The 12097-nt window shown below is 53.2% G+C and carries 12 protein-coding genes and 1 pseudogene; 8 read left to right on the top strand and 5 right to left on the bottom strand.

The features are described from left to right. Window positions 1-250: 250 nt before the first annotated feature. Window positions 251-604 carry a hypothetical protein gene (locus tag SH248x_RS10335; RefSeq protein WP_459558462.1) on the top strand — a complete coding sequence of 118 codons (354 nt, stop codon included), beginning with the start codon at window positions 251-253 and terminating at the stop codon, window positions 602-604. A 79-nt stretch (window positions 605-683) separates the two neighbouring features. On the opposite strand, the gene SH248x_RS10340 is transcribed toward SH248x_RS10335, so the two are convergent. Both SH248x_RS10340 and SH248x_RS10345 read right to left on the bottom strand, forming a co-directional pair. Then, window positions 684-1121 carry a carboxypeptidase-like regulatory domain-containing protein gene (locus SH248x_RS10340; protein ID WP_459558463.1) on the bottom strand — a complete coding sequence of 146 codons (438 nt, stop codon included), beginning with the start codon at window positions 1119-1121 and terminating at the stop codon, window positions 684-686. Between the two features lie 160 nt (window positions 1122-1281). Continuing rightward, complete coding sequence (locus SH248x_RS10345) at window positions 1282-2241, bottom strand: DUF1559 family PulG-like putative transporter (RefSeq protein ID WP_459558464.1); 960 nt, start codon at window positions 2239-2241, stop codon at window positions 1282-1284. 434 nt (window positions 2242-2675) lie between these two features. Between SH248x_RS10345 and SH248x_RS10350 the strand changes: the two are divergent. The 7 genes and pseudogenes from SH248x_RS10350 to SH248x_RS10380 all read left to right on the top strand — a co-directional run bounded on the left by SH248x_RS10350 (window position 2676) and on the right by SH248x_RS10380 (window position 9611). Continuing rightward, window positions 2676-3361 (top strand): annotated as a pseudogene (locus SH248x_RS10350) (VIT1/CCC1 transporter family protein). 199 nt (window positions 3362-3560) lie between these two features. Further along, the gene (locus SH248x_RS10355; RefSeq protein ID WP_459558465.1) at window positions 3561-4016 is read left to right on the top strand and encodes a hypothetical protein; all 456 of its coding nucleotides are present in this window, start codon (window positions 3561-3563) and stop codon (window positions 4014-4016) included. 172 nt (window positions 4017-4188) lie between these two features. After that, window positions 4189-4419, top strand: a complete 231-nt coding sequence (locus tag SH248x_RS10360; protein WP_459558466.1) for a DUF433 domain-containing protein — start codon at window positions 4189-4191, stop codon at window positions 4417-4419. 83 nt (window positions 4420-4502) lie between these two features. Continuing rightward, complete coding sequence (locus SH248x_RS10365; protein ID WP_459558467.1) at window positions 4503-5831, top strand: NAD(P)/FAD-dependent oxidoreductase; 1329 nt, start codon at window positions 4503-4505, stop codon at window positions 5829-5831. Window positions 5832-6342: 511 nt separating this feature from the next. Then, window positions 6343-8292 (top strand): HAD family hydrolase, encoded by a 1950-nt coding sequence (locus tag SH248x_RS10370; RefSeq protein ID WP_459558468.1) that lies wholly within the window; start codon window positions 6343-6345, stop codon window positions 8290-8292. 161 nt (window positions 8293-8453) lie between these two features. Beyond that, the gene (locus SH248x_RS10375; RefSeq protein WP_459558469.1) at window positions 8454-9149 is read left to right on the top strand and encodes a hypothetical protein; all 696 of its coding nucleotides are present in this window, start codon (window positions 8454-8456) and stop codon (window positions 9147-9149) included. A 204-nt stretch (window positions 9150-9353) separates the two neighbouring features. Then, entirely contained in the window at window positions 9354-9611 is a 258-nt protein-coding gene (locus SH248x_RS10380; protein ID WP_459558470.1) for a hypothetical protein, read from the top strand. Between the two features lie 93 nt (window positions 9612-9704). Here SH248x_RS10380 and SH248x_RS10385 read toward each other — a convergent pair whose 3' ends face one another. From SH248x_RS10385 to SH248x_RS10395, 3 genes are all read right to left on the bottom strand, one after another. Next, window positions 9705-11051, bottom strand: a complete 1347-nt coding sequence (locus tag SH248x_RS10385) for a basic secretory protein-like protein (protein WP_459558471.1) — start codon at window positions 11049-11051, stop codon at window positions 9705-9707. Window positions 11052-11688: 637 nt separating this feature from the next. Then, entirely contained in the window at window positions 11689-11910 is a 222-nt protein-coding gene (locus tag SH248x_RS10390) for a hypothetical protein (protein ID WP_459558472.1), read from the bottom strand. 8 nt (window positions 11911-11918) lie between these two features. Beyond that, window positions 11919-12089, bottom strand: a complete 171-nt coding sequence (locus SH248x_RS10395) for a hypothetical protein (RefSeq protein WP_459558473.1) — start codon at window positions 12087-12089, stop codon at window positions 11919-11921. Between the last annotated feature and the right edge of the window lie 8 nt (window positions 12090-12097).

Below are 12097 nucleotides of genomic sequence, written 5' to 3' on the forward strand. Positions count from 1 at the left end.
CAGTGCAGGAAGCTCTTTGTGTGAGGGCGTATGCGGTGAAGTTGCGAGAGCTTACTAGGCGTCACTGTGCGGTGAGTTGGCGGTTGAAAGCATGCCAGGGCGATTCCTAATGAGTCGTTCTCTGGCATGTGTGGCAGAGTGGCGGAGCAGAATCGAGCGATCTGCGAGCAATCCCCCGGCAGGCATAGCATTTGCGATTCTGTTTTTGTGGGTCTAAAACCGACATCCACAAAAATCAAGGAATGCACTCATGGCTAGCAAAAGCAGCTACTATTCGGACAAAGAACTTTCGACTTGGGATCGCGTGAAAAAAGCGTTCGCGAATGACTGGGAGCAGACAAAAGCTGACTTCGGGTCAGATGAAGCACGAGACATGGATCAGGACGTTGATGACACCGTCAAACAAGCGGCTGGTTCCGATGACGCGTTCGAGAATCGCGAACAGGCGTTCCGCTTTGGTTATACGGCGAATCAGCGTTATTCCAATGATTATCCTGAGTGGAACGATGAACTGGATATGCGACTGAAGAAAGAATACGAGGGGGATTATGCGGCGGATGCGCCTTATATTCGACATTCGTATCGGTATAAGCCCAAGGGCTAGAGCAATTGGTGATGCTCAAATAAAAAAGGAACCTGCTGAAGAGCAGGTTCCTTTTTTTGTTCTCGTTCTCAACGATGAATTACTTTGTGAGCGCGAAGTCGAATGTGTTCTGGCCTTTTTTGACTTCGACTTCCAGTTCTGTTTTTGCGTTGTATCTTGCTGGCAGGATCTCAACATTTGATTTCGATTGGCTTTGGTCAGCATTGTCGCCTTCTGCGGCCATGTTGTCAGCACCTTCTGCGACCGTTGCGATTTCGACTTTGTTAAAACCGATCTTTGTTCCGGGCGTGTTACGGATGTAGGTCAATTTATAATGCCCCTCAGCGTCCGTTTTTCCCATCGCTGGGCGACCTGAAGCGGGGTGGAAGGTGATTGATGCGCCTGGCAGCGGCTTGCCTTCAAAAGTAACTGTTCCTTCAACTGTTCCGAGATCGGGCTGATCACCGTTATTGCCACACCCTGTCATCGCGCTGAAGAGTAATAACAGTGCGGTTATCAGAATTGTATTTGTACTCATGATTCGCGGGACACCTTGATTGAGAAAGTCGACCAGGAAATGAAGTCAATAAAAATAAGAGCTGTGCGAAATCTCGAAAGAGAAACAGGCCGTACGACGGGAGCGTGGTACAGCCTGTTTTCAGTGTTTAACTGTTTCAGTGTTTAAGTTGGTCTGCGGATTAGAACTCGCCAACAATCTCGCCGCCAGATCGGGTACTCATGGCTCGGTAAGTTGTCATGTCCATGTGTTCGGAAAGAAAGTGAACACTGCCGTCACCGAAGGAAAACTGAGCTCCACCTTTGTGGTAGCTGCCAGCTGCTTCTTCGGCATAGCCATTGATGGGATCGTTCGTTTCGGTGGCGATGAGATATTCGCTCATCTCAGTCGGAGGATTGCCATCGGCTCCGTTGGAGAAGCCGTGTTTGCGGTCACTGCCGAAACCTCCGAGCATGTCTTCGTGCCCGCCTGAATCGATGACTTCACTGACGAAGAAGGTATTAGAAAGCCCGTCGGTAACATCGCGGAAGCCGATGCTACTGTTCGGATAAAAAATACCGTTAGCGTTCAAGCAGCCTCTGGCGGTTGGAGCTTCCATCGTTGCTCTGCTGTTCACTGAGCCGTTATAGCAGTCATCTCCAGTATTATTGCCGATTAATGTCCCGATGTTTCCATTGTAGTTCGATGGAGCATACTCATTTTTCTGTTGACCGTCCGTAACGTCTGGTTGAGATGGGCACCAGAAGATGGTGAGAGCAGCTTTACCGAGGAGTGCCTGCTTTGCATCATTCACACCACCTGACTCATGCCCCATACCGCTTGGTCCCTGGATTGCGTCGTACATGGGGCCTTGTTCCAGGAATGGCAGAATAGGTGCATGCCATGTCCATCCGTGACCGTTGTAAGTCGTGCCGGAGGCGTTGAGGAGCATGATGCTTCCTGATGGCAGGACACCATGTGTATCGTGATAGTTGTGCAAAGCCAGTCCGATTTGTTTGAGACTGTTTTTGCAGGTGGATCGTCGAGCGGCTTCACGAGCCTGCTGGACAGCGGGGAGCAATAGAGCAACAAGAGTTGCAATAATTGCGATGACAACGAGCAGCTCAATCAACGTGAAGCCGCGTTGTTTTTGTCGGAGCATTGGGGTTTCTTCCTTGTGAGCAACGATGTGCGGGGGGAAAGGAAAACGATTGAAATTGACAAGATCCGTTCGAGCGAAATTCCATGACAGGAATTATTTCATCGGAAGGATAACGCCGACATCAAGGAAGTGTTACGGTGGCTGGTACCGACTTCATCGAAAGTTCACAGAATTGGACTTTGCCTCAACTTTGGTTGATGTAACTTCACTGTCTGATGCGGAAATCCCCTATGTCATCTTCACTCAAGCCACATGATATTCACGATTTCTTAACAGTCTTAACAGATCCCGACATATACTTCGAAACACTGGTGATCGCTTTAAACCTGAGGCCGGGCTTCTGTCCCGTCTTTGAATGATGCGGAAAGAAATTCAAGGACCAACCTGCTGATCGAATTCAGCGACACCATATGGCAATCATTCAGGCATACAACATGGCTCTACTTCATCTGGAAAAGCATCGCGGGGATCGGATTGGCTGGTTGAGAGCTGCGGTCCTTGGAGCAAATGACGGGATACTTTCGACCGCCAGTCTGGTCGTTGGAGTGGCAGCATCGAATGCAGCGTGCGGCGAGATCTTCGTTGCAGGAGTCGCGGGTCTGGTCGCCGGGGCGATGTCGATGGCGGCTGGGGAATACGTTTCGGTGAGTTCGCAGTCTGACACTGAGCGGGCGGATCTGGAGAGGGAACGCAAGGAACTGGCGAACGATCACGAAGCCGAGCATGAGGAACTGGCGGCCATTTATGTCCAACGTGGGCTGGAGCGGAACCTCGCCAGGCAAGTGGCGGAGCAGTTGATGGCTCATGATGCTCTCGGTGCTCATGCCCGGGATGAGCTTGGCATCTCTGAGATTACGACCGCTCGGCCGATTCAAGCAGCGATCGCCTCGGCTGCATCATTCGCGATTGGAGCATCTGTTCCTCTGGCGACGGTTGCTGTTTCGCCGACGTCTATCATGATCCCTTTGACCGTTGTTTGTTCGATCATTTTATTAGCCCTGCTGGGCGGACTCGGTGCGTACGCGGGAGGCGCTCCTGCTGTGAAGGCTGCGATCCGTGTGACATTCTGGCGATGGCAATCACGTTTGGAGTGGGGATGATATTTGGAACCCGCGTCTGATAACGTGTCATCAACATGGTGTTGGTTTTCTCATTGATGCAGACGCGAATTTCTGGCCTTTGTGCCGTTTTGCTCAAGACAATCGTTGTGTGTTGTCCTATTCTCGAAGCTGACATGAGTCGCGTGTTTTCGATCACGTGTCGTCGTCAACAGGATGTCGTCGGCGGTGCTTCTTTGTTCTGAGAGGAGTTGGTTTCCGATGAAAAACTTTCTGATGATGACGTTCGTCGCTGCGGGTCTGATGCTGGTGGGTCCGATGCAAGATGGTTTGGAAGCCGGCTGGCGACACCACCGGGGCTATGGATGCGGTTACGGTAGTTATGGCTATGGCAGCTATTCGGCCTACCGGTACAACGGCTACAGCTACCCTTACGGCAGTCCTGGCTATAGCAACGGCTATTATGGCGGAGCCCCTTCTGCGCTTTACAGCGGGAATTATGCCAGCACTTACAGTCCTGGCTACAGCGGAGGGTACGCTGGCAGTTCCTCTCCAACTTACACGGGAACTTACAGCACGGGTTACCGCGGTGTCAGCGACACTTATCCTGGCTACGGCGGATACAATGGTTATGGATACCCGGTCTATCCCAACGCGAGTTCAGGCTACGGATATGGCTACACCAACAACTACGGCTATGGCTCGTACGGGTGGTGAGTATTCAGATTTCAAACGAGCGGGGAGCGCGAGCTCCCTGTTTTTGTTTGAAGACCCGTGAATCACGGAGACGTTTGACGAGTTTGAAACAAACGCAGATGCCCTCGCGTTGGAGAGTTTGTTTACGATAAACTTCAGGACCACACACTACTCATCCCCTCGTGGAGCAGATATGTTCGATCGTATTTCACGTGACGCTCAAATACTTGGCGGGAAGCCGATTATTAAAGGGACGCGTATCAGCGTTGAACTGATTCTTGAATGGCTTGGCAGCGGGGCCAGCCGTGAAGACATTCTGCGAAAATATCCACATCTGACTGCCGATGACATTCAGCAAGCCACCGAATATGCGGCTACGTCTTTCCGAAACGATGTCGTTGTGCATGGCAAGGTGAGCGCGTGACGCTGACGGACTTTCTATTGTTGTAGTATCTGTGACCTGACTGTTTAAACCGCCGCACTTGAAATTCCATTAAGGTAATGAACTTGTCATCTAAACGTCCGCAAATCTTTATCATCGGGGGAGGCTTTGGAGGGCTTGCCGCTGCGAAGGCGCTGGGGAAAGCTCCGGCTGATGTCATTGTACTGGATCGCAAGAATCATCACGTTTTTCAGCCGTTGCTTTATCAGGTCGCGACGGCGTCACTGTCTCCCGCTGAGATCAGTGCCCCGATAAGAACGGCCTTGCGACATTATAAGAACTGTAAGGTGGCGCTGGCGGAAGTGACTGGTATCGATGTCAAGAATCAACGTGTCTATGTTCACGGCGGATATGCTCCTTACGATTATCTCATCCTGGCCGCCGGTGCGACGCATGCGTATTTCGGTCATGATGAATGGGAAACGATTGCGCCGGGACTGAAGAGCCTCGAGGACGCGACGGATATTCGTCGTCGGATTCTGCTTGCTTTCGAATCAGCCGAGTATGAGGGGAGCGAGCAGGCCCGAAAGGCGGCTTTGACGTTCGCGATCGTCGGGGCAGGGCCGACTGGGGTCGAGTTAGCAGGTGCGATCAAGGAAATCGCGGGCCGAACGATTCCGCAGGATTACCGCAACATCGATACGCGCACGACGCGGGTCATCCTGTTTCAGGGAGGTGATCGCGTGCTGCCGCAGTTTCCGCCTGATCTGAGTGCTCGTGCACAGCGAGATCTGGAGAAGATGGGGATCGAAGTGAGGCTGAAATCACGCGTGACGAACATCACTCCCAAAGGCCTGTACGTGGGCGAGGAATTCATTCCCGTCCGGAATGTCTTCTGGGCGGCGGGTGTCAAAGCCAATCCACTGGGCAAGTTGCTCGGAGTGCCGACTGATCGAAGTGGTTGCGTTGTTGTCGGGCCTGACCTGACGATTCCGGGGCATTCGAACGTCTTTGTCATTGGCGACATGGCCGCTGCTGTTTCTGATGATACGAAACAGCCTGTGCCTGGCGTGGCGCAGGGCGGGATTCAAATGGGTGACTATGTTGGTCGTCTGATCAGCAAAGAACTTAGCGGGAAGAGTTCACCTGAAAAGCGGACGCCATTTCGTTATCGCGACAAGGGAACGATGGCGATCATCGGGACGAGTCAGGCGGTGGCTCAGATTGGTCGTTTTCATTGCGGTGGCTTTCTGGCGTGGCTGCTGTGGGGACTGGTTCACGTTCTGTTCCTGGTTGGGTATCGCAATCGTCTGCAGGTGCTGGCCAACTGGTTCTGGGCCTGGCTGCTGAATGCCCGCGACGCCCGCCTTATCACAGGCCAGGCCCAACTGGAAGTCGAGCTGCCGTTTGATGCGGGCTTTGTGTCGCAGCCTCAGGAAGTGGTTGTGAAATAGTTAGAAAGTAGTCCGCCCCGCTTCCTTCTCCGCAATGCCACCCATCATGACATCGCATCTTCTCGCCATCTTGAATGCCTGCTCACTTTTGAACGAGGCTGGTGCTCAGCAGAATCGCGCACGTCGGAAGACGGAACAGAAGGCCCCTAAACGAGGGTGATGAGCGCGAAGACAGTGATTTCTGAATGAACAGGATAACAAAACCCCGTCACATGCTTACTGCTGTGGGCTTGCGTGCTTTGTGAAGTCGATGGAGCAAACAACGTCAAACGCATGGCTGGCATGTTCAGCCGGAGCTGTGAGTTTGGCACGCGGCCAAAGAGTCTTAAAACGCGAGCATTCAACCCCGCCAGGAGCGGGCATACATGGAAGCGGTCGAACAAATCAAAGTTAAATTTGTCGTGACATGTGCATCCTGATCTGTGAACATACCAGGGGGCGCCGGACTTCATACGCCTGCCAGCTTGCTTTCAAGTCACCAGTGATCACACCCTCTCCCTAAAGCACGACCATGCACTCGAATTCCGCCCCTCCGACATCCCCTGGGGTGACAAAACCAGCGGGACAGCCTCCAAGCCAGCTGATTTCGAGAGGGTGGTTAAGCCGTTCACCGGCTGAGCTTTGGGCGCGAAAATCGACGCCGATTGCAGGGCTTTGTGTCGTCGCCATTTCGGCCAGTCTGATTCTACGGTTCGCGTTTCATGCCCCTGCGAGCATCTACCTGATTCCGCTGTGGGTCACGCTCATCGTGGGTGGACTGCCATTTTTATATGACCTGCTGTTGAAGCTGCTGAAACGGGAATTCGGCTCTGATTTGCTGGGCGGCATTTCCATCATTACGTCGCTTCTTCTGGGTGAGTATCTTGCTGGCTCGATCATCGTCTTGATGCTCTCGGGAGGTGAGGCATTGGAGCGTTATGCGCTGCGAAGCGCGTCGTCCGTGCTTTCGGCGCTGGCAAAACGAATGCCGTCAATCGCTCACCGGAAAGAGGCTGCCGGCATTGCGGACGTTGGGTTGGATGATGTTGCGATAGGCGACACTCTCGTGGTTTATCCGCATGACATTTGCCCGGTGGACGGCGAGGTGATCGAGGGACACGGCTTTATGGATGAATCGTATCTGACGGGCGAACCCTTTCAGATCGTCAAGACGACCGGTTCTGGAGTCATTTCCGGCGCAGTCAACGGTCAGTCTGCGTTGACCATTCGCGTGACACAACTGGCTGCCGATTCCCGTTACGCCAAGATCATGGATGTGATGCGTCAGTCCGAATCGGAGCGTCCTCAGCTGCAGCGTCTCGGCGATTTTTTAGGCGCTATCTACACCCCGATTGCGCTCTCGGTCGCGATTTTGACGTGGGTGATCACTGGCGAAGCGGTGCGGTTTCTCTCGGTCCTGGTCATTGCCACGCCTTGCCCGTTGCTGATTGCCATCCCCGTGGCTGTGATCGGGTCGATCTCGCTGTGTGCCCGGCGTTCGATCATCGTCAAGTCCCCCGCGGCTCTGGAGCAGATCGCCCAATGTCGGACGGCGATCTTCGACAAAACGGGAACCCTGACTTACGGCGAGCCGACACTGACAGAGCAGATCGTTGCGACGGAGTTCGATCAGAAGCACGTCTTAAAACTTGCAGCGAGTCTGGAAACCTATTCCAAGCATCCGCTGGCACGAGCCATCCTCGCGGCGGCGAAGGCAGAAGGAGTTTCCCTGGCGGAAGCGAACGATGTCCGTGAACAACCCGGTCAGGGACTGACTGGCCAGGTTTTGCAACAGACGGTCCTGATCACCAGTCGCAGCAAACTGCTGGCAAAAAAGACGGTCGGAGCAGATCAACTCCCCGATAGTCAACATGGGCTCGAGTGCGTCGTCGTGGTTGATCAACGCTACGCCGCGACCTTCCAGTTCCGCGATGCCCCGCGAGTTGAGAGTAAATCGTTCATCAACCATCTGGGGCCTAAGCATAATTTCGATCGTGTGATGATCGTCTCGGGTGATCGCGAGTCGGAGGTCAGGTATCTGTCTGCGCAAGTCGGCATTGGCGAAATTTACGCCCAACAAACGCCCGAACAGAAACTTGCGATCGTGCGTGAGGCGACGTCAAAATCAAAAACACTCTATGTAGGCGACGGGATCAATGACGCCCCCGCGATGATGATCGCCACGGTCGGCATGGCGATCGGGCAGAACAGCGACGTCACTGCAGAAGCCGCGGGCGTTGTTGTCATGGATAACTCGCTGCAGAAGGTCGACGAGTTCATGCACATCAGCCGTCGCATGCGAACAATCGCCCTCCAGAGTGCCGTGGGAGGGATGGTGCTGAGCGTTCTCGGAATGGCTTTGGCCGCCACCGGACATCTGACGCCTGTGAGTGGCGCTATTACCCAGGAAGTCATTGACGTCCTCGCTGTTTTGAACGCGTTGCGAGCTGCCTTTCCACCGAGGGTCCGGCATGATCTTTGAGCGGTAGCGTCCCCGTTATCGACTCTGTACACTAATCGGTCTTGGATGACGTTCTCTCCCATGTGCGGGGGTTTCGATGTTTGAACGCAACTGACGCGGTCTGACATCCTGCCCACTGACAAAACTATATCGACCCCATTCCTAATGGTTGCGAGGAGCTAATGATGAGCTTTCGAATTCCGTGCCTGTATCTGAGCCTTTTCTTGTTTGCAGTCGGTTCCTCGTCCCAGGCACAAGTCCCTGGCTCCGGTCAGGCAGCGCGCGGCAAGGCAACGCTGGAAGAAAAGGGCGGCAAGCTGATCATCACGGTCGACAAGGATTCTCCCCTCGCGCAATCCCTCAAGGTGCTGGTTCAGTCTCAGAATGGCGACCCGATCGACCCGTCGATGTTCATCCCGAAGATGAACGCCCCCGCACTACCCAACACCGACAAATACACCCTCGGCATGACGACGGAAGCCGTTCCTGCCAGCCCGAAGGCCGATGGGAAGACCGCGTCCGGTGTCGTCATTAAGCAGGTCACGCCACAGAAACCAGCCGCGACGTTGGGTCTGAAAGTCGGCGATACCATCACGGCGTATGAAGTCCAGGTGGAAACGACAACGGCCGAGGGGGTCAAGCGTGTCAAGCAAATGATGCCGATCCAGACGCCCGCCCAACTGGAGGAAGCCATCAACATCGCAGGTCGAAAGAACGAGACGATGAAGCTCGCCTGGACACGTGGCGGGAAACAGCAGGAGCCCATGTATATCACACCAGTCCGCGAAGGGACCGTTGGCCCGGCAAGTTCTGCTCCCGCCATGCCGAACCTGCCGAACATCCCGCAGTTGCAAAACCTTCCTACGATTCCTCGATAGTTTGGCCGGGTGTTTTGAGCGAAGTGGTCGCGCTCAGTGTAATGTCCGAAACTCTGTGCCATACTTGTAGCTTGGGGCAAGTATGCGCTGCGTAACGATCGTAGTCATCCGCAGAATTTCCTCTGTCGAGGCAGGAGCGTATAGATTTGAGAATAAGGCGCAGATATTCTTGCAGATGAAGGCGATACTCAACGAAGGACTTTCATGACCACAATAACCGGCGTGATACACGGCAATACGATTGAACTGAAAGAGAACCCTGGCCTTCCGGAGGGTGCAACGGTCGAAGTGCAGGTCACGATGGCGACGATGAGAGAACGGCAACCAGGAGAAGGGTTTCGTCGATCCGCTGGCGCGATGGCTGATGTCTGGTCTGACGATGATGACCGAATTCTGAATGAGATTGCCCAGTCGCGTTTTGATTCAGTGTCGCGATCGTTCATCAAGCGAAGTCGCCCGTGAATTGGCATTCAACGGGCGACCGGTTTTGCGACATTTTTCCAACACCATGCCGGAATTACACTCCGTGAATTCCGGCATGAATATCGATGGAAACTAGTTTTGAATCAGTCGAGCACGAAGGTGGGCAATCCATGCTTTGTTGAGTTCTTCTTCGCTCAAACCGATCGTCGCTTTCCAGAACTGGCTGGAATACTTTCCTTCACGGACGCTGGTGTTGAGCTTCTGAACCAGGTTTTCGTCATACGTTCGAGAAGCCCAGTCGAGGAAGTTGGCCGTCACTCGATAGCTCCCGTCATACCTCGCCTCTGGCAGCGTATGACTGGTGATGTCTGCGCCTTGCGACTGTGGCTCATACAGGTACCAACGCACATAATCGGGAATTCCCTCGACAATCCATTCCGGCTTGGCGGGGTCGTTGCGTCGAGTGATCGGATAGAGTTGAGCCACGTGAACGAGCTCGTGAACAGCAGCCCCGAGCGCCTCATGCTGCAACTGATCGCGATACCATCCGATATTGAGAGCAATGTTTGGTCCCTCAGCCCATGCGGGCTTGTCACCCATTTGATTTTGAAATCGAAGGGTGACTTTGCGAGGCGGGTAATACTCTTCCGATGTCAACCGTTCGACGATCTTAGGATACCATTCCATCACAACTGGCTGGAGTTTCTCTTGCGACCACTCCTTAAGATCCGGAGCCAGGGTGGCATCGATTGTGAATTCGTATGTCTGACTTTTATCAGTAAAGGTAATCAGAACAGGATCTGGTCGATCGATTCTCCTGGGTTCGGGAGCATCGGCATCAATGACATCAATTTCGCTGAAGAATGTCTGACCAAACGGGTTGTCAGCCACACTTTTTGAGACATCAAACAATAGATAGCGATAGACACCAAGATTGCCTGCGGAATCTGAAATCAGAGCCGCATGCTGACCGCCGCGCTGGCCTCGACGGGGCGAAGTATCGACTTGAGCCACTAAAGCCCAGCCAGCATCTTCCAGTTTGGTCTCAGAAGTCGGGTTCGCATTGAAGCCTGCTTCATCACCTTTTGCAGCGTAGAGTGTATAAACTTGAGGGGCACGTTCATCGGAGTGCCAGGAATAGCTGACCACGTTTTTCACGTTAGTCGCTTTGCCAAGATCAAATAGAATTCGATTCTGATTCGATCCCTCAGAGAAAAAGAAATTCGACGCTGGATGATCACTGTAGCTGGGAAACTCGCCATCATTTAAGGCCTGAGTTCCCTTGCCTTTGCCATCACTTTGTCCGGCAATGATCACGATTTTTGCTGATGAACCCGCATCATCCAAAGCAGGAAGCGGGATCGATCGGAATTCAAACAAAGACCCAGCGGTCTGTTCCGTTTTCACTTCAACAGCAGCAAAAACAGACTGGTTGGCCAATAGCACAGCACCGCTCGCCAGAAACAGCAGTCGTAACATTTTATCCTCACAGACAGCAGAATTGATCGGCGAGAACCGCTGCGCAACAGGTCTAGCCGAATGCGGCAAATCCTATCATCCCTCTGCTGACAATGCGACTGACCAATCTCGTCATTCGCAACTGGGAAGCTGTTCAAGCCGGGTAGTCGCTTGCCGGTTTGGGCAAGCATGTTCTGCGAAGTTGTTCGACGCGAAAACAAGAGGTGAAATCACTTGCTCACCCGGAGTTGTGAGGATGGTACGAAGAGTTCTGAATTGCGAGCATGCCACCCCGCCCACCTCGCCCCAGTGCCGGGCTCAGTCCCCACAGTTCCCGTGGGGGCGTGTGCTTGCCTGGAAGGCTGCTTCAAAAGAAGCGTCTACGAATTCCACAACCTTAGAATCGTAGGGTGATGTTAGTTCCATCTTACGGAACCTCCGTGTTCGCCGCTCCTTCAAATAGCGATACTGCCAGCGGGTCTTATAGATTTCCCACGGAAGCCAGAACGCAAACACGGTCAACGGACCGATCACCATCATTAACAGAGGCTGCCACCACATAACTGCTCCCGAAGTGGTTCTCAATCTGGAGAAGAACTCCCGGTCAAACGGACTTTCCTGCGGGAAGGATCACGGAAATCGGCCCTTTTTAGGAAGTTCAATATCGTCCACTTTCTTCACGGAAGAACTTTCTCACTTCTTTTAACACAGCATTCCTATCTTCGCCATTCACGCTTTGAATAGCCTTCGCAATTGGAATGATACCTTCACCTTTTGACTTCAACTTCGCGACAAGTGTCTCGATATTCCCCCCTGTCTCAAGGTGGGTTCTTGCATCACGACAAAGGTCTTCAAACCAACCGGCGCTATTAGAATCCATAAATCCCTCTACTCGAATAACGCATCATCGAAACCGCGATACTGTCGAATATGCTTCACTATTACAGCTTTTGAAGCAAACTCAAACGGGACTTCAATCCACTTTTGATATTCAAGCTCACACAGATACGCACGAATTTCCGCAGCTGTCGGGCGTGTCAGTTTCTGAATTGCGAGCATGCCACCCA

Source organism: Lacunimicrobium album (assembly GCF_052161635.1).
Lineage (GTDB): Bacteria > Planctomycetota > Planctomycetia > Planctomycetales > Planctomycetaceae > SXPC01.

Excerpts from the sequence above, each read along its gene's own strand:
- SH248x_RS10335 (WP_459558462.1), top strand. The coding sequence starts at position 251 with ATGGCTAGCAAAAGCAGCTACTATTCGGACAAAGAACTTTCGACTTGG.
- SH248x_RS10340 (WP_459558463.1), bottom strand. The coding sequence starts at position 1,121 with ATGAGTACAAATACAATTCTGATAACCGCACTGTTATTACTCTTCAGC.
- SH248x_RS10345 (WP_459558464.1), bottom strand. The coding sequence starts at position 2,241 with ATGCTCCGACAAAAACAACGCGGCTTCACGTTGATTGAGCTGCTCGTT.
- SH248x_RS10355 (WP_459558465.1), top strand. The coding sequence starts at position 3,561 with ATGAAAAACTTTCTGATGATGACGTTCGTCGCTGCGGGTCTGATGCTG.
- SH248x_RS10360 (WP_459558466.1), top strand. The coding sequence starts at position 4,189 with ATGTTCGATCGTATTTCACGTGACGCTCAAATACTTGGCGGGAAGCCG.
- SH248x_RS10370 (WP_459558468.1), top strand. The coding sequence starts at position 6,343 with ATGCACTCGAATTCCGCCCCTCCGACATCCCCTGGGGTGACAAAACCA.
- SH248x_RS10375 (WP_459558469.1), top strand. The coding sequence starts at position 8,454 with ATGATGAGCTTTCGAATTCCGTGCCTGTATCTGAGCCTTTTCTTGTTT.
- SH248x_RS10380 (WP_459558470.1), top strand. The coding sequence starts at position 9,354 with ATGACCACAATAACCGGCGTGATACACGGCAATACGATTGAACTGAAA.
- SH248x_RS10385 (WP_459558471.1), bottom strand. The coding sequence starts at position 11,051 with ATGTTACGACTGCTGTTTCTGGCGAGCGGTGCTGTGCTATTGGCCAAC.
- SH248x_RS10390 (WP_459558472.1), bottom strand. The coding sequence starts at position 11,910 with ATGGATTCTAATAGCGCCGGTTGGTTTGAAGACCTTTGTCGTGATGCA.
- SH248x_RS10395 (WP_459558473.1), bottom strand. The coding sequence starts at position 12,089 with ATGCTCGCAATTCAGAAACTGACACGCCCGACAGCTGCGGAAATTCGT.